Origin of the sequence: Synechococcus sp. L2F (assembly GCF_024345695.1) — a bacterium.
In the GTDB taxonomy this organism is placed as follows: Bacteria; Cyanobacteriota; Cyanobacteriia; order PCC-6307; family Cyanobiaceae; genus MW101C3.
In genome coordinates, this window is the sequence record NZ_JAGQBP010000002.1 from 132,342 (window position 1) to 151,186 (window position 18,845).

The 18,845-nt window shown below is 69.1% G+C and carries 16 protein-coding genes; 8 read left to right on the plus strand and 8 right to left on the minus strand.

The genetic code is table 11. The features are described 5' to 3' along the window. Window positions 1-7 precede the first annotated feature (7 nt). The gene (locus tag KBZ19_RS05630; protein WP_255100160.1) at window positions 8-1,498 is read right to left on the minus strand and encodes a YdiU family protein; all 1,491 of its coding nucleotides are present in this window, start codon (window positions 1,496-1,498) and stop codon (window positions 8-10) included. Window positions 1,499-1,640: 142 nt separating this feature from the next. Here KBZ19_RS05630 and KBZ19_RS05635 point away from each other — a divergent pair, with 142 nt between their 5' ends. Continuing rightward, window positions 1,641-2,144 carry a GNAT family N-acetyltransferase gene (locus tag KBZ19_RS05635; protein WP_255100161.1) on the plus strand — a complete coding sequence of 168 codons (504 nt, stop codon included), beginning with the start codon at window positions 1,641-1,643 and terminating at the stop codon, window positions 2,142-2,144. Window positions 2,145-2,173: 29 nt separating this feature from the next. Here the strand turns inward: KBZ19_RS05635 and KBZ19_RS05640 are convergent, their stop codons facing one another. Beyond that, complete coding sequence (locus KBZ19_RS05640) at window positions 2,174-4,558, minus strand: bifunctional (p)ppGpp synthetase/guanosine-3',5'-bis(diphosphate) 3'-pyrophosphohydrolase (protein ID WP_255100162.1); 2,385 nt, start codon at window positions 4,556-4,558, stop codon at window positions 2,174-2,176. 109 nt (window positions 4,559-4,667) lie between these two features. Between KBZ19_RS05640 and KBZ19_RS05645 the strand changes: the two genes are divergently transcribed. Together KBZ19_RS05645 and KBZ19_RS05650 are read left to right on the plus strand one after the other, a co-directional pair. Then, entirely contained in the window at window positions 4,668-6,290 is a 1,623-nt protein-coding gene (locus KBZ19_RS05645; protein WP_255100164.1) for an ABC transporter ATP-binding protein, read from the plus strand. 1 nt (window position 6,291) lies between these two features. Continuing rightward, complete coding sequence (locus tag KBZ19_RS05650) at window positions 6,292-7,656, plus strand: ClC family H(+)/Cl(-) exchange transporter (RefSeq protein WP_255100165.1); 1,365 nt, start codon at window positions 6,292-6,294, stop codon at window positions 7,654-7,656. Here the strand turns inward: KBZ19_RS05650 and KBZ19_RS05655 are convergent. The 3 genes from KBZ19_RS05655 to KBZ19_RS05665 are packed head-to-tail and all read right to left on the minus strand — an operon-like array spanning window position 7,653 to window position 10,011. Further along, the gene (locus tag KBZ19_RS05655) at window positions 7,653-8,660 is read right to left on the minus strand and encodes an RluA family pseudouridine synthase (RefSeq protein ID WP_255100166.1); all 1,008 of its coding nucleotides are present in this window, start codon (window positions 8,658-8,660) and stop codon (window positions 7,653-7,655) included. The two genes, KBZ19_RS05650 and KBZ19_RS05655, sit on opposite strands and share 4 nt — an antisense overlap. Further along, the gene (gene ylqF, locus KBZ19_RS05660; RefSeq protein WP_255100687.1) at window positions 8,657-9,634 is read right to left on the minus strand and encodes a ribosome biogenesis GTPase YlqF; all 978 of its coding nucleotides are present in this window, start codon (window positions 9,632-9,634) and stop codon (window positions 8,657-8,659) included. Before ylqF ends, KBZ19_RS05655 begins: the two co-directional genes overlap by 4 nt. Next, the gene (locus KBZ19_RS05665; RefSeq protein WP_255100167.1) at window positions 9,631-10,011 is read right to left on the minus strand and encodes a universal stress protein; all 381 of its coding nucleotides are present in this window, start codon (window positions 10,009-10,011) and stop codon (window positions 9,631-9,633) included. Before KBZ19_RS05665 ends, ylqF begins: the two co-directional genes overlap by 4 nt. A gap of 142 nt (window positions 10,012-10,153) precedes the next feature. Between KBZ19_RS05665 and KBZ19_RS05670 the strand changes: the two genes are divergently transcribed. Continuing rightward, on the plus strand, window positions 10,154-11,359 hold the full coding sequence (locus KBZ19_RS05670; protein ID WP_094512008.1) for a phosphoglycerate kinase: 1,206 nt from the start codon (window positions 10,154-10,156) through the stop codon (window positions 11,357-11,359). 63 nt (window positions 11,360-11,422) lie between these two features. On the opposite strand, the gene KBZ19_RS05675 is transcribed toward KBZ19_RS05670, so the two are convergent. After that, complete coding sequence (locus KBZ19_RS05675; protein ID WP_255100168.1) at window positions 11,423-11,866, minus strand: hypothetical protein; 444 nt, start codon at window positions 11,864-11,866, stop codon at window positions 11,423-11,425. Between the two features lie 103 nt (window positions 11,867-11,969). After that, complete coding sequence (locus KBZ19_RS05680; RefSeq protein WP_233132903.1) at window positions 11,970-12,650, minus strand: hypothetical protein; 681 nt, start codon at window positions 12,648-12,650, stop codon at window positions 11,970-11,972. A gap of 203 nt (window positions 12,651-12,853) precedes the next feature. On the opposite strand from KBZ19_RS05680, the gene KBZ19_RS05685 reads away from it, so the two are divergent. Continuing rightward, window positions 12,854-13,951: a glycosyltransferase gene (locus KBZ19_RS05685; protein ID WP_255100169.1), complete on the plus strand. Its 1,098-nt coding sequence runs from the start codon at window positions 12,854-12,856 to the stop codon at window positions 13,949-13,951. Here the strand turns inward: KBZ19_RS05685 and KBZ19_RS05690 are convergent. Beyond that, the gene (locus KBZ19_RS05690) at window positions 13,920-15,071 is read right to left on the minus strand and encodes a histidinol-phosphate transaminase (protein ID WP_255100170.1); all 1,152 of its coding nucleotides are present in this window, start codon (window positions 15,069-15,071) and stop codon (window positions 13,920-13,922) included. The two genes, KBZ19_RS05685 and KBZ19_RS05690, sit on opposite strands and share 32 nt — an antisense overlap. A gap of 52 nt (window positions 15,072-15,123) precedes the next feature. Between KBZ19_RS05690 and KBZ19_RS05695 the strand changes: the two genes are divergently transcribed. The 3 genes from KBZ19_RS05695 to KBZ19_RS05705 are packed head-to-tail and all read left to right on the plus strand — an operon-like array spanning window position 15,124 to window position 18,840. Further along, entirely contained in the window at window positions 15,124-16,062 is a 939-nt protein-coding gene (locus KBZ19_RS05695; protein WP_233132904.1) for a MoxR family ATPase, read from the plus strand. Beyond that, window positions 16,049-17,026, plus strand: a complete 978-nt coding sequence (locus KBZ19_RS05700; RefSeq protein WP_255100172.1) for a hypothetical protein — start codon at window positions 16,049-16,051, stop codon at window positions 17,024-17,026. The genes KBZ19_RS05695 and KBZ19_RS05700 overlap by 14 nt, the downstream gene beginning before the upstream one ends. Further along, entirely contained in the window at window positions 17,023-18,840 is a 1,818-nt protein-coding gene (locus KBZ19_RS05705; RefSeq protein WP_255100173.1) for a DUF3488 and transglutaminase-like domain-containing protein, read from the plus strand. Before KBZ19_RS05700 ends, KBZ19_RS05705 begins: the two co-directional genes overlap by 4 nt. The last annotated feature ends 5 nt before the right edge of the window (window positions 18,841-18,845 follow it).

Sequence of the window (18,845 nt, forward strand, 5' to 3'; positions counted from 1 at the left end):
CCTGAGGTCAGGGGACGCCAGCAGAGGCCACACAGCCATCCAGCCACTGCTGGAGGGGGTCCCAGTCGTCCGCCGTGTCGATCGCCTGCCAGAGGCGCTCGATCTCGCCCCGCACCGGCGTGACCGGCAGATTCCAGTGCCGCAGGGTGGCGGCGATGCCCTGCTGCTGCTCCGGAGGCAGCGCTGACGACCAGCCCCACCAGGCCTCCCGCCAGGCGGCCCAGCGATCGGGCGGTGGCGCAGGGGCCCCAGGCACGAACGGCGCCAGGGCTTCGGCTTCTTCCGGCAGGCCGCCACTGGCGATGCGGTCGGCGAGGGCGGCGAAGAAGCTGCCGTAGGCCACCGGCCAGGCGGCCAGCAGCTGCAGGGCCAGCGGCACCGGGTCCACCAGATCGCCGCCGCGATCGACCACCGCCGCCACGGCGCCGGCATCAAAACCAAGGCGGCGCATCAGGCAGTGGCGGTAGTGGTGGTCGTAGGTGGGCACGAACCGCTCCAGCCGCGCTTCCAGCTCGGCGCGCGGCAGCAGCATCACCAGGGGCTCCTGCAGCAGGCGCAGGTTCTGGTGGCAGATCAGCGGCTGCTGGCCGTAGGCGTACAGGCCGCTGTGGTCGAAGTAGGCGGCGGTGAAGCCCGGATCCCAGGTTTCCAGGAAGGCGAAGGGGCCGTAATCGAAGCTTTCGCCCACCAACGACATGTTGTCGGTGTTGAGCACGCCATGGATGAAGCCGGCCGCCATCCATTCGGCCGCCAGGCGCGCCACCCGCTCCACCAGTTCGCCGTAGAACGCCAGCAGGGCCGCCAGGGCGCTGCCATCGGCAGCGGGGGGATGGGCGGCGGCGATGTGGGGGTAGTACACGGCCACCACATGACGCAACAACCGTTCGAGCTGGCCGGGCTGGCGCAGGTGCAGCAGCCGCTCGCAGGTGCCAAAGCGCAGGTGGGTGCGGGCCACGCGCACCATCACCGCACTGCGGGTGGGGGAGGGCTCATCGCCGCGCCACAGCCCCTCGCCCGTTTCCACCAGGCTGAGTGTGCGGCTGGTGGTGACACCGAGGCGGTGCAGGGCTTCGGAGGCGATCACCTCGCGCACGCCGCCCTTGAGCGTGAGGCGGCCATCCCCGCCACGGCTCCAGGGCGTGGTGCCAGACCCCTTGGTGCCGAGGTCCTGCAGGGCACCGTGGCGATCGCGCAGCTGGCCGTAGAGGAAGCCGCGCCCATCGCCGAGAAACGGGTTGTAGGTGCCGAACTGATAGCCGTGGTAGCGCAGGGCCAGCAGCGGCGTGCGCCCTTCGAAGCGCCCGAAGGCCGCCTCCAGATCCGCGTCGCTCACCGCGGCCGGATCCACCCCGAGCTGCTGCAGCAGCGGATCGTTGCGAAAGCGCAGGCGGCTCTGGGGGAAGGCGGCCGCCTCCACCACATCCCAGTAGGCCTCACCGAGCGCCTCGATCGAGGGCTCGAAGGGCAAGGCGAGCAGGGGATTGGGGCTGGCGGACATGGGCAGCAGGCGAAACTGCGCGTAGCGCAACGAGTGGTCTGCCGCCGGGACGCCCGGTACAGCTGCTGCAGAATCGCGCAGCCGGAGAGAGCCTCACCGTGTGTGGCACACCATCCCCGAAGCCGCGGCTGCACCGATTCCCATGAAGCCCCCCCTTGAAATCCGGCCCATCCGCAGCGAAGAACTGCACCTGATCGCCCAGTACATCACGGGGCTGCAGCAATCGCTCATGCCCCTCGATCCAACGCAGCGGATCATCTGCCCGGATGGCTATGGAGAGGCCTATTCGCAGGATCTGCAGAAGCGCGTTGCCGGCGGGGACGGTGTGATCCTGGTGGCCGTGAGTGGTGATCAGCCAGCGGGAATGGTGGCAGGAATCGTGAAAGCCCCGCCCTATTACGAAGCCATCGGCAACACGGTGCAGCGGGAGGGCGAAGTTCTTGAGTTGTTTGTGTCGGAAGATTTTCGTGGCCAGGGGGTGGCCACGCAGCTGATGGCCGCGGTCGAAAGCTACTTCCAGGCGAAGGGTTGTGAAGTGTCGGGGATCGCCGTGCTGGCACAGAACGAACGAGCCCACCGCCTCTACGCCCATCTTGGCTACGCCGACCGGGTGATTTATGCCGTCAAGCCGCTGCTGAAGACCTGAGAAAGAAACTGCGTCAACTGCAGGTGTGGTCAGCCGTTGCCGGTGCGGCAGAGATCCAGCACATCCGCCATCGAGCGGATCTGATCCATGGTGGTGCCCATCTGGGCGGCGCTCACGAATTCCACCTTCAGATCGATCGTGGCCGGTTTGCCCACGCTGGTGCGTACCCGCGCATCGCTCACGTTGATGCGGTGATCGGCCAGGCGGGTGAGGATGTCCTTCAGAACCCCGACCCGATCGAGCACCTCGATGCGCAGCCGCACCGGATAGCGCCGCTGCTGCGCTTCACCGATCGGGTTCCAGCGCACCGGCAGACGCCGCTCCACCGGCACCTGGGCCACATTGCCGCAGTCCTGCCGGTGAATCGTGATGCCGTGGTTGCCCAGCGCCACCGCACCCACGATCGGCTCACCGGGCAGTGGGCCGCAGCAGCCACCCAGCCGGTATTCCAGCCCTTCCACCCCCAGAATCGGGCTGCCCGAGGCGGGTGACGCCACGGGCGCTTCCGGCCGGCCAGCCGAAACGGCGGCGGCCACCTGCTCATTGGTGAGCGCCGGTGCCGCCGCTTCGGTGGCGAGGCGAATCTCCTCGCGCAGGCGGTTCACCACCTGATGCAGGGTGACGCCGCCGAAACCGAGCGCCGCCAGCAGGTCTTCAGTGCCCACCAGGTTGCAGCGGCGGGCCACCTTGGCCATCGCCTCGCCGCTCAGCAGCGCCTCGAAACCGTCGCGGCCCAGCTCCCGCTCCAGCAGATCGCGGCCGCGCAGGATGTTCTCATCGCGGTGGCTGCGCTTGTACCACTGGCGGATGCGATTGCGGGCCGTGGGTGTGGCCACGAAGTTGAGCCAGTCGAGGCTCGGGTGGGCAGATTTCGCCGTGATGATCTGCACGAAGTCGCCATTTCTCAGCTGGGTGGCGAGGGGGCAGAGGCGGTCATTGATGCGTACGCCCTGGCAGTGATTGCCCACTTCCGAGTGAATACGGAAAGCAAAATCAACCGCCGTGGCGCCCTTGCGCAGCCCCACCACATCCCCATGCGGTGTGAACACGAACACCTCCTCATCGAAGAGGTCCTCCTTGATCGAGGCGAGGTAATCGCTGCTGTCGTCACCGCCGCCGTCCTGCTGCCAATCAACGAGCTGCCGCAGCCAGTTGAAGCGTTCGGTAGTGCCGCCATCCGCAGGTGAGCCGCCCTCCTTGTATTTCCAGTGGGCGGCGATGCCGTACTCCGCCACCTGGTGCATCTCTGTGGTGCGGATCTGCACTTCAATGGGCCGGTGCCGGCCGATCACCGCCGTGTGCAACGACTGATACCCATTGGGCTTGGGCAGGCCGATGTAGTCCTTGAAGCGGCCGGGAATCGGGCGGAAGGTGTCATGCACCACGGCCAGAGCGCGGTAACAGCTCTCCAGATTCGGCGTGAGGATGCGCAGCGCCGCCACGTCGAAGATCTCGTGGAAGGCCTTCTGCTGAAGCTGCATCTTGCTCCAGATGCCGTAGAGATGCTTCGGCCGTCCACTCACATCGCAGTTGGTGAGCCCCACCGCCGCCAGCCGTTTGCGCAGCAGCGCCACGGTCACCGCCAGGCGATCCTCGCGGTCGCTGCGCTTGCTGGCCACCTGCTCCTTGATCTCCTGATAGGCGGCAGGTTCGAGGATCTTGAAGGCGAGATCTTCCAGTTCCCACTTGAACCGCCCGATGCCGAGACGATTGGCGAGCGGGGCATAGATCTCGCGGGTTTCCCGGGCGATGCGTTGCTGCTTCTCGGGCCGCAGGGCGCCGATCGTGCGCATGTTGTGCAGCCGGTCGGCCAGCTTCACCAGCACCACCCGGATGTCACTGGCCATCGCCAGGAACATGCGGCGCAGGTTCTCCGCCTGGGCTTCGGTGCGGTCAGTGAAATGAATGCCGCCCAGCTTGGTGACCCCTTCCACCAGCGCCCGCACCTCAGCGCCGAACTGGGCTTCCAGCTCCTCCGGGCTCACCTCCGTGTCCTCCACCACGTCGTGCAGGAAGCCGGCGGCAATCACACCGGGGCCGGCGCCGATGTCGCGCAGCAGGTCGGCCACCGCGATCGGATGAATGATGTAGGGCTCGCCGGTGGCCCGCACCTGGCCGTCGTGCAGCTGGAAGGCGAAATCGAAGGCGTTGGCGAGCAGCGATTCGCCATGGCTGGGGGGCACGGCGGCACCGGGCTGGTCGTCGCTGGTCCGCACCCGCTCCAGGCAGGTGCGCAGCCAGTCGGGCAGGACGACGCCGTAAGCCTCGGCGTCGCGCAGGCGGCGCTGGGTGGTGCTGGCCGCAGGGGAAAGAGCGCCTCCAGCGGCCCCGGCCTCTTTCGAGCGGTCAGGAACAGCGGGGAGTCCGTTGACCTCGATCGGGGCGATTCGGGTTCCTGCCGCCGCTTCGAGCATCTACAGGTTTCCTCTGGCGTTCAGCGTAGGCAGGCGCCACGCGGAATGAGCAGATCGGGCTCGGATCCCCCATGCTGGGCCCGCTGCCCGGTCACGATCCGCTCACACCATGGCCAGCTCCCGGTCCAGCGCTCCAGTGCTCCAGATCCACCAGCTGACGGTGCGCTACCCGGGCGCCCCGGAGGGTCCTGCCACCCTCGATGGCCTGGATCTGCGCCTCGACCCTGGGGACCGTCTGGCGCTGGTGGGGCCTTCCGGATGCGGCAAGAGCACGGTGGCCCGCGCCGTAGTGCAACTGCTGCCGGCAGGAAGCCAATGCAGCGGCGAGCTGCTGCTGTGCGGCCAGGACCCGCGCCGTCTGCGCCGTGCCGCCCTGCAACGCCTGCGGGGCGAAGCCGTGGGCCTGGTGTTCCAGGACCCGATGACCCGGCTCAACCCACTGCTGCGCATCGGCGATCACCTGGGCGACACGCTCACCGCCCACCGGCCGCTCTGGGGCCGTCGCCAGGTGCGGCGCCGGGCCCAGGAGCTGCTGGAGCGGGTGGGCATCAACCCGGAGCGCTACGGCAGCTATCCCCATGAATTCAGCGGTGGCATGCGCCAGCGGCTGGCGATCGCCCTGGCGATGGCCCTGGAGCCGGCACTGGTGATCGCCGATGAACCCACCACCAGCCTCGATGTGGCGGTGGCGGGCCAGGTGATGGCCGAACTCACGGGCCTCTGCCGCGAAACCGGCAGCGCCCTGCTGCTGATCAGCCACGACCTGGCGATGGCCGGGCGCTGGTGCGACCGGATCGCCGTGCTCGAAGCCGGGCGGCTGGTGGAGGAGGCTCCCGCCCATACCCTGCTCACCCGGCCGCAGGCCCCCCTGGCCCAGCGGCTGGTGGCGGCGGCGCGGCGGCGCGAAGGCGGCCTCACGCCCCCACCGGCCAGCGGCCCACCCCTGCTGGCGGTGGAGGAACTGCGCTCCTGGCACCCGCTGCCCTCGCTCCCCTTCCGGCAGCGCTGGCTCAAGGCGGTGGATGGGGTGAGCCTGGAGCTGCGCGAAGGCGAAACGGTGGGGGTGGTGGGGGCCTCAGGCTGCGGCAAGAGCACCTTCTGCCGCGCCCTGATGGGGTTGGCGCCCGTGCGCGGCGGCGCCGTGCGGCTGCAGGGCCGCGACCTGCTGCAACTGCGGGGGCCGGAGCTGCGCCGCCAGCGGCGGCGCCTGCAGATGGTGTTCCAGGACCCATTGGCCTGCCTTAACCCCGTGATGACGGTGGGCACAGCGGTGGCCGACCCGCTGCGCATCCATGGCCTGGCCAGCCGGCCGGAGGCACGCGCCCGGGCCCGCGCCGGGCTGGAAGCGGTGGGGCTGAGCCCGGCCGAGGCCTTCGAAAACCGGCTGCCGCGGCAGCTCTCCGGTGGCCAGCAGCAGCGCGTGGCCATCGCCCGGGCGCTGGTGCTGGAGCCGAGCGTGCTGCTCTGCGACGAGAGCGTGAGCATGCTGGATGCAGAAGTGCAGGCCGAGGTGCTCGCCCTGCTGCGCGCCCTGCAGCAGCGGCTGGGGCTGGGGCTGATCTTCATCACCCATGACCTGGCCCTGGCCGGCGGCTTCTGCCAGCGGGTGATCGTGCTCGACGGCGGCCGCATCGTGGAGGAAGGGCCCGGCGATCAGCTGCTGGCAGCGCCCCAGGCGGCGATCACCAGGCAGCTGGTGGCGGCCAGTCCACGCCTGCCGGCCCTGAGCTGAGATGGCGCTGACAGCCCCGGAGCGCCACCAGGCCGTCAGGCGCCTGCTGCGCCTGCTGCTGCTGGTGAACGCCATCGGCATCGGCGTGGCCGTGGCGATCCGGTTGTACAGCGGCGAAACCCAGCTGCTGAACAGCCTGCGGCTGCAGCTGGCGGCCGTGCTGCCCCGCTGGATCGTGCTGCCGCTGATGGGCGGCCTGGGCGGCGCGGTGGCCGGTGGCCTGATCAGCGCCTTCGAGCCGGAGGCGAAGGGATCGGGAATCGTGCAGGTGATGCTCTGGCTGGAGGGGGTGCCGATCCCGATGACCTGGCGGTTGGCGATCGTCAAGCTGCTGGCCAGCGGCATCGCCATCGGCAGCGGCCTGCCGGTGGGGCCGGAGGGCCCCTCGATCCAGATCGGCGCCGTGGTGGGCCGCGCCACCGCCGACGGCCTGCAGGCCCCACCGCGGGAACGCAGGCTGGCCGTGGCGATCGGCAGTGGCGCTGGCCTGGCGGCGATCTTTCACGCGCCGCTCGGCGGCCTGGCCTACACGCTTGAGGAGATGTTCAAAGGCAGCACGGTGCGCAGCAATGCCGTCGTCACCTTCGCCATCTTCGCCACGATCACCTGGACCCGGCTGTTCGATGGCCATGAAAGCGGGCCGCTGTGGTTACGGCAGCTGCTACCGGTGATCGAGGACCCCTCGCGCCTCACCGATTTCCGCCTGGTGGACATCCCCCTGTTGATGCTGCTGGGCGCGACCGCCGGCGCGCTGGCGATGCTCTACCAACGGGTCATCGTGCGCCTGCGTCGGGGGTTCTTCCGCCTGCATCTGTCGCTGTGGCAGCAGCTGGGTCTGGTGGGCCTGGGGATCGGCCTGGCCTCCTCCCTGCTCAATCCCAGCTTCGACAATCCCGATCGGCTCGGCTTCAGCGCCCTGCTCGGGCTGAGCACGCCGCTGAATGCCCTGGTGGCCTTGATCGTGCAGGCGGCCGGCACTGCCCTGGCTGTGGCGGCTGACGCCCCCGGAGGCTTCCTGGCACCGGCGCTGGTGGTGGGAGCCTCGCTGGGCACATTGGTGCAGCAGGTGTGTCAGGTGCTGTTCGATTACGCCCCGTCCACGCTGCTGTTCGCCGGCGGCGGGGCCTTCCTGGGGGCCCTCACCCGCACGCCGCTCACCGCGATCCTGCTCACCTTCGAGCTCAGCAAGGACTACGCCCTGCTGCTGCCGATCGGCTTCGCCGTGAGCACGGCGATCGCCGTGGCCGATCTGTTTGAGCACAACACCATCTACGACCTGATGCGCGACGAATCGCTGCGGGAGCGGCGGCGCCAGAGTGCCGCTGACGCGACAGCGGCAGCCAACGACCGCACAGACCCCGGCTAGGGCAACGGGTCTGCGGGGCTGTCGCCGGTGGCGGCTGCCGGCTGGGCCTGGTGCGCGGGCTGACGGCGGCGCAGCACCGCGAGCAGCGCCGTGAAGGCGGGCGGCAGCGGCGCCTCGAAGCTCAGCCGCTCGCCGCTGATCGGGTGATCGAGGCCCAGGGCCACCGCATGCAGGGCCTGGCCCGGCAGCTCGATCGGCAGACGCCGGCAGCGGCTGTAGGTGGCATCCCCCACGATCGGGTGGCCGATGTGGGCGCCGTGCACACGGATCTGGTGGGTGCGGCCGGTGTCGAGCTTGAAACGCAGCAGGGAGTAATCACCCAGCCGCTCGATCAGGCGCCAGTGGGTGCGGGCCAGCCGGCCCTTGTCGTCGGCCACCACGGCGTACTTCTTGCGGTCGATCGGGTGGCGGCCGATGGCGGCCTCGATCGTGCCGGACTCCGCCTGGGGCGCCCCGTGCACCACACCCAGGTAGTCGCGGGAGGCCACGCGCTGCTGGATCTGGCGTTGAAGGTTCACAAGGGCCTGCTGACTCTTCGCCACCACGATGCAGCCGGTGGTGTCCTTGTCGAGGCGGTGCACGATGCCCGGCCGCCGCTCGCCGCCGATGCCCGGCAGGTCGGGGCAGTGGTGCAGCAGGCCGTTCACCAGGGTGCCGTCCTTGTTGCCGGGGGCCGGGTGCACCGTGAGCCCGGCAGGCTTGTTGAGCACGATCAGGTGGCTGTCCTCGTAGAGGATGTCGAGCGGGATCGGCTGCGGGATCAGGTAGGGGAGCGGCTCCGGCGGCGGCATCCACAGCTCCACGCAATCTCCAGGCCGCAGCGGTGTCTTGGCGCGGCCCGGGCTGCCGTTCACCCGCACCAGGCCGGCATCGATGAATTTCTGAATGCGGGCACGGCTCTGCTCCGGCCGCTGGGCCACCAGCCAGCGATCGAGCCGCATCGGCAGGGGCCGGGGGTAGTGGAGCGTGATCAACTCCCCTTCACCTGCCCCGAACGCGCTCATGCCTCCACAGCGGCGGCGGGCTTCTGGGGCGGGCGCTCCAGGGCGATCGGGCCGAGCACGGCGCGGCGGAAATCATCGAGCAGGCGCTGGGCCATGCGCGCGGTGTCGCCGCTGGTGTGGCGGGCGGCAGCGGCCTCCAGCCAGGCCAGCCCATCCGGCAACGACTCCAAGGCCCCAGCTCCATCACGCTCGCGATCCCCGTCCGAGGCGTCGTCGTGCTCGCCATCGGCATGGCGCCGCCCCTGACGCCGCGGCAGTGCCACGCCGTAGCGCTTCTCCAGCAGCTGCGCCGGCAGCCCGGCCTCCGGCACCGAGGCCAGCGCATCGAGCAGGTGCAGGAAGGCCACCGCCACCCCCTCTCCGTCGTAGGCGGCCTGGCCGATGTCGTCGCAGAGGGCCAGCAGCAGGGCGGCGCGCTGGTCTTCCAGGCGGGGAGGAAGCACGCCGGGGGCATCGAGCAGATCCAGCGCCTGGCCCAGCCGCACCCAGCGCAGCGTGCGGGTGACCCCGGCCCGCCGGGCACTCTCCACCACCTTCTGGCGCACCAGCCGGTTGATCAGCGCCGACTTGCCCACGTTGGGGAACCCGAGCACCAGGGCCCGCACCGGCCTCGGGCGCATGCCGCGGCCGGCGCGGCGGGCATTGAGTTGCTCGCCCGCCCGGATCGCCGCCTCCTGCAGCTGCTTCACGCCCGTGCCGGTCTTGGCGTCACACCACCAGGGCACTTCGCCTTGCTCGCGCAGCCAACGGTCCCACGACAGGCGGGCCGTTTCATTCACCATGTCGCGGCGGTTGATCACCAGCAGGCGGTGCTTGCCCTCCATCCAGCGCTTCAGACGCGGGTGGCTGGTAGCGCGGGGGATGCGGGCATCACGCACCTCGATCACCAGATCCACCTTGGCGAGCTGGGCCTTCAGCTGGCGCTCCGCCTTGGCGATGTGGCCGGGATACCACTGAATGGCGGGCTGCATCAGGGCACCACCAGCACCGGACAGGGAGCCAACTGGATCACCCGGGCGGCGGTGCTGGGCTCATCGGCTGCGAGCGTGAGGCCCCGGGTGCTCATCACGATCACATCGGCGTTGATCTCATCGGCCACGTCGCCGATCACGAAGGCGGGATTGCCTTCCCGCTCGATCACTTCGCAGGCCACCCCCGCCTGCTCGAAGTGGCTGCGGGCCTGCTCCAGCAGGCTGGCAACGGCGGCCGCATCGTGCATGGCGCCCTCCGGTTCCACCACAGAGAGCACCACCAGCCGCCCGTTGTGCTGCTGGGCCAGGCGCAGCGTGAAGGCAGCCGTCTCCATGGTCTGACGGCTCTGGTCGATGGGGAACAGGATGGTGGAGAACATCGGTCACATCCCCGACGGGACAGAAGGGGCAGGCAAGTTGCTGACCTTGTCCTAGCGCCCGCTGTGCCCGAGACCACCGCCCCCTTCAACACGGGCAGGGCCACGGGTTAATGTCGCGCATCTTTCCTTACATCTTGAATCCATGACGAAGCGCTCCCTGGCCAGCCTCTCCGCCGATGAACTGAGCGGCAAGCGCGTTCTGGTGAGGGTCGACTTCAACGTGCCACTCGACGGTGACGGCGCCATCACCGACGACACGCGCATCCGGGCCGCCCTGCCCACGATCAACGACCTCACCACCAAGGGAGCCCGGGTGATCCTGGCCGCCCACTTCGGCCGTCCCAAGGGCCAGGTGAACGAAACGATGCGCCTCACCCCGGTGGCGTCCCGCCTCGCCGAGCTGCTCGGCAAACCGGTGGTCAAGACCGACAGCTGCATCGGCCCTGATGCCGAAGCCAAGGTGGCCGCCATGGCCGACGGCGATGTGGTGCTGCTGGAGAACGTGCGTTTCTTCGCCGAGGAAGAGAAGAACGACGACGCCTTCGCCGCAAAGCTGGCCGCCCTGGCAGACGTCTATGTGAACGACGCCTTCGGCGCCGCCCACAGGGCCCACGCCTCCACCGAAGGCGTCACCAAGTACCTGAGCCCCAGCGTGGCCGGCCACCTGATGGAGAAGGAACTGCAGTACCTGCAGGGCGCCATCGATGAGCCTCAGCGGCCGCTGGCGGCGATCGTGGGCGGCTCCAAGGTGAGCAGCAAGATCGGCGTGCTCGAAGCCCTGATCGACAAGTGCGACAAGGTGCTGATCGGCGGCGGCATGATCTTCACCTTCTACAAGGCACGCGGCCTGGCGGTGGGCAAGAGCCTGGTGGAAGACGACAAACTTGAGCTCGCCAAGGAGCTGGAGGCCAAGGCGGCCGCCAAGGGCGTGCAGCTGCTGCTGCCCACCGATGTGGTGCTGGCCGATGCCTTCTCCCCCGACGCCAACAGCCAGACCACCGCGATCGACGCCATCCCCGACGGCTGGATGGGCCTCGACATCGGCCCCGATTCGATCAAGACCTTCCAGGAGGCCCTGGCCGACTGCAAGACCGTGATCTGGAATGGCCCCATGGGCGTGTTCGAGTTCGACAAGTTCGCTGCCGGCACCAACGGCATCGCCCACACCCTGGCCGATCTGAGCGGCAAGGGCTGCTGCACGATCATCGGTGGCGGTGATTCGGTGGCGGCTGTCGAGAAGGTGGGCGTGGCCGAGCGCATGAGCCACATCTCCACCGGTGGTGGCGCCAGCCTTGAACTGCTGGAAGGCAAGGTGCTGCCCGGCGTGGCCGCCCTCGACGAGGCCTGATCTCAGGTCACCGGGGCGACGCAGGAAAGGCTGGGGCGGCTACTGCCCCCACGCTGGCTCAGATCAGAGCGCCTGCCTGCTGCCCCGGCCGCGGCGGCCGCCTTTGTCTTCCCCGTTCAGCTCCGGCATGGGAAGGCCGAGCTTTTGGTTGAAGGCTTTCGCCTGATCGCGGTTTTTGGTCATCAGGGCGCGACGGCTTGCCATCGCCTTGCGGCGGCACGATTGCAAGTCGTCCAAGTCGGTCGCGGCGCTGACGCAACGCTCGCTGCTCTGCAGGATGGAAATCTGCTCGGCATGGGTTTTCAGGGACAGGCTGCGCTGGAAGCTGAACAGTTCCTGCTTCTGGCTAGGGGTGAGCTTCTCGACCGACTCGAGCCAGGCCCTGCGACCAGCGCCGGGTCCGTCGCCAGGAACGGCCTGGGCCTGGCCGGCAGCCAGATGGACGATCACCGCCAGGGTGGCGACGACGGGGGGTAGCAACAGTCGTTGCAAACGGGTGGAGGACATCAGGAAGATCATGTGCTCAGGCGCCCTCATGCTGTCGCCGATCTCTGTCTAAACGCACACTCAGCAGCCACCGAAGATGACCGGATGTGGCTGGCGGACGTGCTCAAGGCGTGAGCGCGTCCCGGTTGCCCACCACCCGCACCCGCTTGGTGGTGCTCACGATGCCATCGGGATGCACGAGCAGCACGGCCCAGGTCTGGCTGCCGGGCTGCTGGGGCGCCTGCACCACTTTGAATACCCCACCGCCACCGAGCGCGGTGAGTTCAAGGTCGGGGCTCTGGAAGGCGCGGATCTGCTCCTCGCTCACGGCGGCAATGCCACCGGCGGCCACCGCCCCGTCAAGCGGGTCATCGAACACCACGTCCACGTCATACCGCTGGCCGGTGAGCACCGCATCAGGGATCAGCACACTGACTGGCAGGTCAGTGCTGCCGCTGCGCAGGGTGGCGTTCTCGGAAATCAGCTCCTGACCATCGAGCCGTCCATCCCGGATGCTGAGGGCCAGCAGCTGCTCCGCCTGCAGGCGATAGAGGAAGGCGCCCACCTGGCTGGTGCCGCTCACACTGATGCGCACAGTGCTGCGGCCGTCCTTGAGGCTGTCCCCCGGGGTGATCTGCCAGCGGGCATCAGGGAAGCGCGTGCGGAGGCTGCGGTAACGGGCTTCCAGATCAGCGGGATCGATGCCGTCGCCGGCCTTGAGCAAGGCAGCCACGCTGCCGGCGGAGCCGCTGTTGAGGGCGGTCTCCAAGCTGCGCAGCAGATCGGTGCCGGGAGCGGCCGCCATCGCCGTCGGCGCCCAGCAGGCGGCAGCCAACATCAGGGCCGAGAGCAAGGCGTGTGACCTGTGCGGACGCGGGAGCGAACGGCGAGTGAACGACAGAGAGGGCAGCGACAGGCGGTGCAACGACATGGGCATATGGCGGTCGTCGGGGTGCTTTTAAGTTAGGCGCGCCCGGAGAGGGCACTCCCGCCCGTCCTTGAAGGCTGATGACCCACCTGTTGATCGCCGCCAGCGGCACCGGTGGACACCTCTTCCCTGCTCTGGCGGTGGCTGAGGCCCTGCCGGCCTCCTGGACCGTGAGTTGGCTCGGGGTGCCCGATCGGCTGGAGACGGATCTGGTGCCAAGCCGCTATCCGCTGCACACCGTGCACGCCGGTGGGCTGCAGGGGCGGGGGCTCTGCAAGCTTTGGCAGCTCCTGCGCTTGATCGCCTCCAGCCGTGAGGTGCGGCGGGTGATCCGCCGCGAGCGCACCCAGGTGGTGTTCAGCACTGGCGGCTACATCGCCGCCCCCGCCATCCTGGCTGCCCGTTGGTGCGGCATTCCGGTGGTGTTGCACGAATCCAATGCGATCCCCGGGCGGGTCACCCGTCTGCTCAGCCGCTGGTGCACCCGGGTGGCGATCGGCCTGCCGGCGGCGGCGGAACGCCTGCCTGGCAGCACGCCGCTGCTCACCGGCACCCCCGTGCGCCGCGCCTTTCTCGAGGCCACGCCCCTACCACCCTGGGTGCCGGCAGGGGAGGGTCCGCTGCTGCTTGTGATGGGAGGCAGCCAGGGGGCGCTGGGGCTGAATCGCATGGTGCGACCGCTGCTGCCGTCCTTGCTCAACGCCGGTTGTCGGGTGGTGCATCTCACCGGTAGCAACGACCCGGAGGTGGGAGTGTTGCAGCACCCAGCGCTGGTGGAGCGCACGTTCAGCGATGAGCTGCCGGGGCTGCTGCAGCACGCCGACCTGGCCATCAGCCGGGCTGGTGCTGGCAGCCTCAGCGAACTGGCGGTCTGCGGCACACCCGCCCTGCTGGTGCCCTACCCGCAGGCCGCCGACCAGCACCAGGAGGCCAATGCGGCAGCTGCCGCCGCCGCCGGCGCGGCCGTGATCGTGCACCAGCACGCTGCTGGGCATCCGGCCCTGGGCCGAACGCTCTGGCGGCTGATCGGACCAAGGCTGCGGGGCAGTGCTCCGGCCGCCGATCCCCTCCTGGAGCTGCGCAGCGGCATGGAGCGTCTGGCGGTGCGCGATGCCGACCGGCAACTCGCCCACCTGCTGGAGGCGCTCATTCCTGCCACTCACAACGCAGTGCCCTGAGGATGCGGCGGTTACCGCGGCGGTCCTGCAGGCCGATGCGCAGCCAGCACTCCCCCAGACCCGCGAACGAACGGCAGTCACGCAGCAGAATGCGGTGACGGCTCTCCAGACGCTCGCGCAGCTCCAGCAGGGGGCGGTCGCTTCTGATCAGCAGGAAGTTGGCCGCCGCGGCCTGTGGGCTCAGGCCCGGCAGACCGTCCAGCTGACGGTGGAACCAGGGGCCTTCCCGTGCCACCCAGCGCTGCACGCGTTGCTGCCAGCGCCGATCGGCGATCACCAGCGGGCCGACGGCAGCGGCCAGGCCGTTCACCGGCCAGGGATCCCGCCACTCCTGCCAGCGCTGTAAACGTGCTGGAGCTGCCACCGCATAGCCGAGCCGAAGCCCGGCGATCGCCATCAGCTTGGTGAGGCTGCGGATCACAACCAGCTGGGGATGGTCTGCCACCAGCGGCACCAACGAGTGCCGCTCGCCATCGGGCACCAAGGGCAGAAAGGCCTCATCCACGATCACCAGCGCGAAGCGGTCAAGCAGCAGCTCGAGCGAACGGCGGTCCCACAGCTGGCCCGAGGGGTTGTGGGGATTGGTGATCCACAGCGCCGCGCCGGGGCCGGCCGGGGCGGGGAACGGAGCCGGACAGGCCCAGGCCGGCTGTGCGCCACGGCGACCTGTCGGTCGCTGCGTTGAAGGGAATGGCGGCGGTAGCTGCAGAGGTTCGATGGCCCCGTCCCAGCAAGCCAGGGCGCGTCGGTAATCGGCAAAGCCGGGCTCGGGCAGCAGGCTGGGGCCCGCCGCCGCCGCCTCCCGGGCCGCCCAGGTGAACAGTTCAGCAGCCCCATTGCCAGGCAGCACCGCCGCCGGGTCGATGCCGTGGTGGGCAGCGATCGCCGACCGCAGCCGGGAATAGCTGCGGTCGGGGTAGTCCCGCAGGGCCGTGCCGGCGGCACCTCCCTGCAGGCAGACCCGCAACGCCCGCCGCAGGGAGGCGGGGGGGCCGAACGGCACCAGTGAGGCGCTGGCATCGAGCACCTGATGCGGCTGGCAACCGAGGCGGCTGGCCGCCGCCTCGAGATTGCCGCCGTGCCGGAGCTCCAGCTCGTGGCTGCCCGGCGTACTGGTCATCGTCCCCTGCTCCCAGACTCAGAATCCTTTAATCTGATAGGTGGAACTGCTGGTGACGGTCCAGTCTGTGTCGCCGCAACGGGTCGTCCAGCATGTCAGCAAGGTCCTGCTCGGCAAAGACCAGCAGATCCGCTTGGCCGTGGCCTGCCTGCTGGCACGCGGCCACCTGCTGATCGAAGATCTGCCCGGCATGGGCAAAACCACCCTCGCCGAAGCTCTTGCCCGTTGTCTTGGGCTGGAATTCAAGCGGGTGCACTTCACCAGCGATCTGCTCCCTGCCGATCTCACCGGCATCGGTGTGCTCGATACGGGCAGTGGCAACTTCAGCTTCCAGCCCGGCCCCCTGTTCAGCCAGGTGCTTCTGGCCGATGAGATCAATCGGGCCAGCCCCCGCACTCAGAGTGCGCTGTTGGAGGCAATGGCCAGTGGCCGGGTCAGCGTTGATGGCACCAGCCATGAGCTGCCCTCGCCCTTCTTCGTGATCGCCACCCAGAACGGCCTCGATCAAACCGGCACCGCCCCGCTGCCGGAGTCCCAGCTGGATCGTTTCCTGATGCGGCTCACCCTTGGATTCCCCGAGCGGGAAGCGGAGTTGGCCCTGCTCAGCGGCCAGGCGATGCGGCCCGATCAGCTGCCGGCCCTGCTGACCGCCGCCGATCTGCTCGCCCTGCAACAGCAGGCGGCGGCCCAGCATGCCGAGCCTTCTCTGCTCGCTTATGTGCTCGATCTGGTGCAGCTCAGCCGCCAGGACAGCTTCGGTGCTTCGCCGCTCTCTCCGCGCGCCGCCCAGTCGCTGTTGGCGGCAGCCCGGGCGTGGTCGTTGCTGGAGGGGCGCGATTTCGTGATTCCCGCCGATGTGCAGGCCGTACTTCCCAGCGTCTGCGAACACCGCATGGACAACGGCGAGCCAATCGCCACCAACGGTGTCGGTGCCTGTGCCTCCGGCAGTTGGAGCCACCGCTTACTGGCGGGCGTCGATGGTCTCCGCTGACCACCCAGCTGTCCCCAAGGCGAAGCGCAATGGCCTGTTCCGGCCTCACGCCGGGCACCAGCTGCGCCTTGGCGCCCGAAGCATCTACATCCTGCCCACTGGATTCGGCGCCCTTTGGTTGATGGCCGTCGTGCTGCTGCAGGTGGTGGGCATCCAGCTGCAAAGCAACGGCACGCTGATGATGTCTTATCTGCTGCTGGGGCTCTTCCTGCTGGCGATGCATCTCACCGCCTTCAATCTGCAAGGCCTCGAACTGAGCTGCAACGATCCCCCTCCAGGATTCGCCGATGCCCCACTCAACTACCCGGTGGTCGTGCGCAGCCAGTGTCATCGCGATCAGCTGCGCATCGGCTTCATCCTGGGCTCTGCGCTGCGGCAGCACAGCACCACCCAGAGCCGCGATCAGGAGATCCAGCCGGGCCAGTCCGAGTTGTCAATTCCCTGGCAACCGCAGCAGCGGGGGTTGCAACGGCCCGGCCGACTGCGTATCAGCTCCAGTGCTCCGCTCGGTCTGTTCCGCTGCTGGAGCCTGTGGGAACCGCCCACCGCCCAGCTCGTTTACCCAGCCCGCCGCGAAGGGCCGGTGGCCGAAACCTTTGCTGATGCAGAGGGGAACCGGCTGAACGTAAGCGGCCGCCCCAGCGCCCTGGGCCATGACCACTGGGTCGATCTGCGGCCACACAGGGCCGAGGAAGGGGTCAGCCGGCTGTTCTGGAAATCCATGGCGCGGGGCCGGGGCGCCCACTCCAAGGTGTTCGGCGGCTCCCCGCCGTCGGAGCCCCTCCTTAGCCCCCAACCGGACTTGCCGAAGGAGCAGGCGCTCGAACACCTCAGTGCCCGCATCTGGGCGCTCAGTGCTGCCGGTGACAGCTACGGCCTGATCCTGGGCGGCACCACGATCGCTCCGGGCAGCGGCAGCCGCCATCGCGACCAGTGCCTGGCGGCCCTGGCCCTGCTTCCGTGAGCGGGCAACGGCGGCTGCAATGGGTGGCGCTCGGCCTACTGGCCGCCTTGCTGCCAGCGATCGACACCGGCATGCCGCTGAGCTGGGGGGCGATCTGCCTGATCACGCTCACCGCCCTCAAGCTGCGCGAGGCGCACTCCCGCAGCGAGTTGCGACGCGCCTCGCTGCTGATTCTGGTGATCACAGGGGTGATGGCGGCCCTGCTGCCCGGTCTGGGGCCCAGCCTGATCCAGCTGCTCACCACGCTGCTGGCGCTCAGCAGCCTGCTGTCGCTGGAACTCGGCAGTGCTGTGCAGCTGCGGACCCTGCTGGCCCGCAGCCTGCGCCTGCTCGGCGCCGCCCTGCCGCTGGTGCTGGTGCTGTTTCTGCTGGTGCCGCGGGTCGGGCCGCTCTGGACGGTGCCCATGGGACAGACCGCCCGCACAGGCCTCTCCGATCAGCTCGACACCGGCAGCATCGCCGATCTGGTGGCGGTGGACACGCCAGCGGCCCGGATCAGCTTCACGAACGAAGAGCCGCCACCACCGGAGTCCCGGTACTGGCGGGTGCTCACGCTGCACAGCTTCGATGGCCAGCGCTGGGAACGGCTGCCCAACGAAGACAACCTCAATGCCTTGCTCCCACAGACTGCCGGCGAGTCACCCACCGGCAGCCGCGAACAGTTCTGGCTAGCCGAGCCCATGTTGCTGCCGGTGCTCCCCTGGAGCGGCCAAGGCCAACCGCTGGATCCGGAGCTGCGCATCAGCCCCGATGGCGTGCTGCTCAACAACCGGCCACCGATCGAACGGCGCGCCTATGGCTTCACCAACCTGAGTGCGCCCGCTGCCTGGAAGCTTCAGCCGCCCAGGGAAGCCGCCCTGGAGCTGCCGGTCGGCATCAACCCCCGCCTACAGGCCCTCGGCCGTGAGTGGAAGGACACCCTTCCGCCTGCTGATCGGGTCGCTGTAGCCCAACGCTGGTTCCGCTCACAGCCGTTTCGCTACACCACCCAGCCAGGCTTGCTGCCGGGCCCTGATCCGGTGGACGCCTTCCTCTTCGACACCCGGACGGGCTTCTGTGAGCACTTCGCTTCAGGCTTCACGGCCCTGATGCGTGCCGCCGGCGTGCCTGCCCGCATCGTGCTCGGCTACCAGGGGGGAGATTGGGTGCCCCAGGTGGGCGGCGGCGGTTATCTGGATGTGCGTCAGAGCGATGCCCATGCCTGGAGCGAAGTCTGGCTGGCAGACCAGGGCTGGGTCCTGGTGGATCCCACCGCCTGGGTATCGCCGCTCCGAATCACGGCCGGCCAGCCGATCTCTGCCGGGCAAACCCCCCGCCAGTTCAGCCCACTGGGCTGGGCCCTGCTCCAGTGGCGCGGCATCGATCTGCGTTGGACCGGGTGGGTGATGAGCTTCAATCGCCAGGACCAGATGGCGCTGATTGAGCGGCTGTTGGGCAAGCGGCATGAATGGCTGGGCGCCTTGCTGGTGGCAGCACTGGCCCTCTGCCTCGGCCTCGTGCTGCCCTTGATGCACTGGAGCCAGCGGCGGCGCGACACCGATGGCCTGCGACGCGAGCTCGATCACTGTCTCCAGCGTCTGCGGCTGCTGGGGCTCGAACCACGCCCCGGTGAAGACCTCGGCAGCTTCTGCCGTCGAGCCGGACAGCAGCGTCCTGATCTCGCTTGCGCACTCGATGAACTGGCCTGCACCTACCTGCGGCAGCGGTTCGGGCCAGCGCTGCCGCAAGACCAGCGCCAGGCCTCCCGAAAGCGCCTGCGCCAGCTGCGGCAACAGCTCGGAGCCTTGCCCGCCGCCTCGAGCTCACAGGCATGAGCATC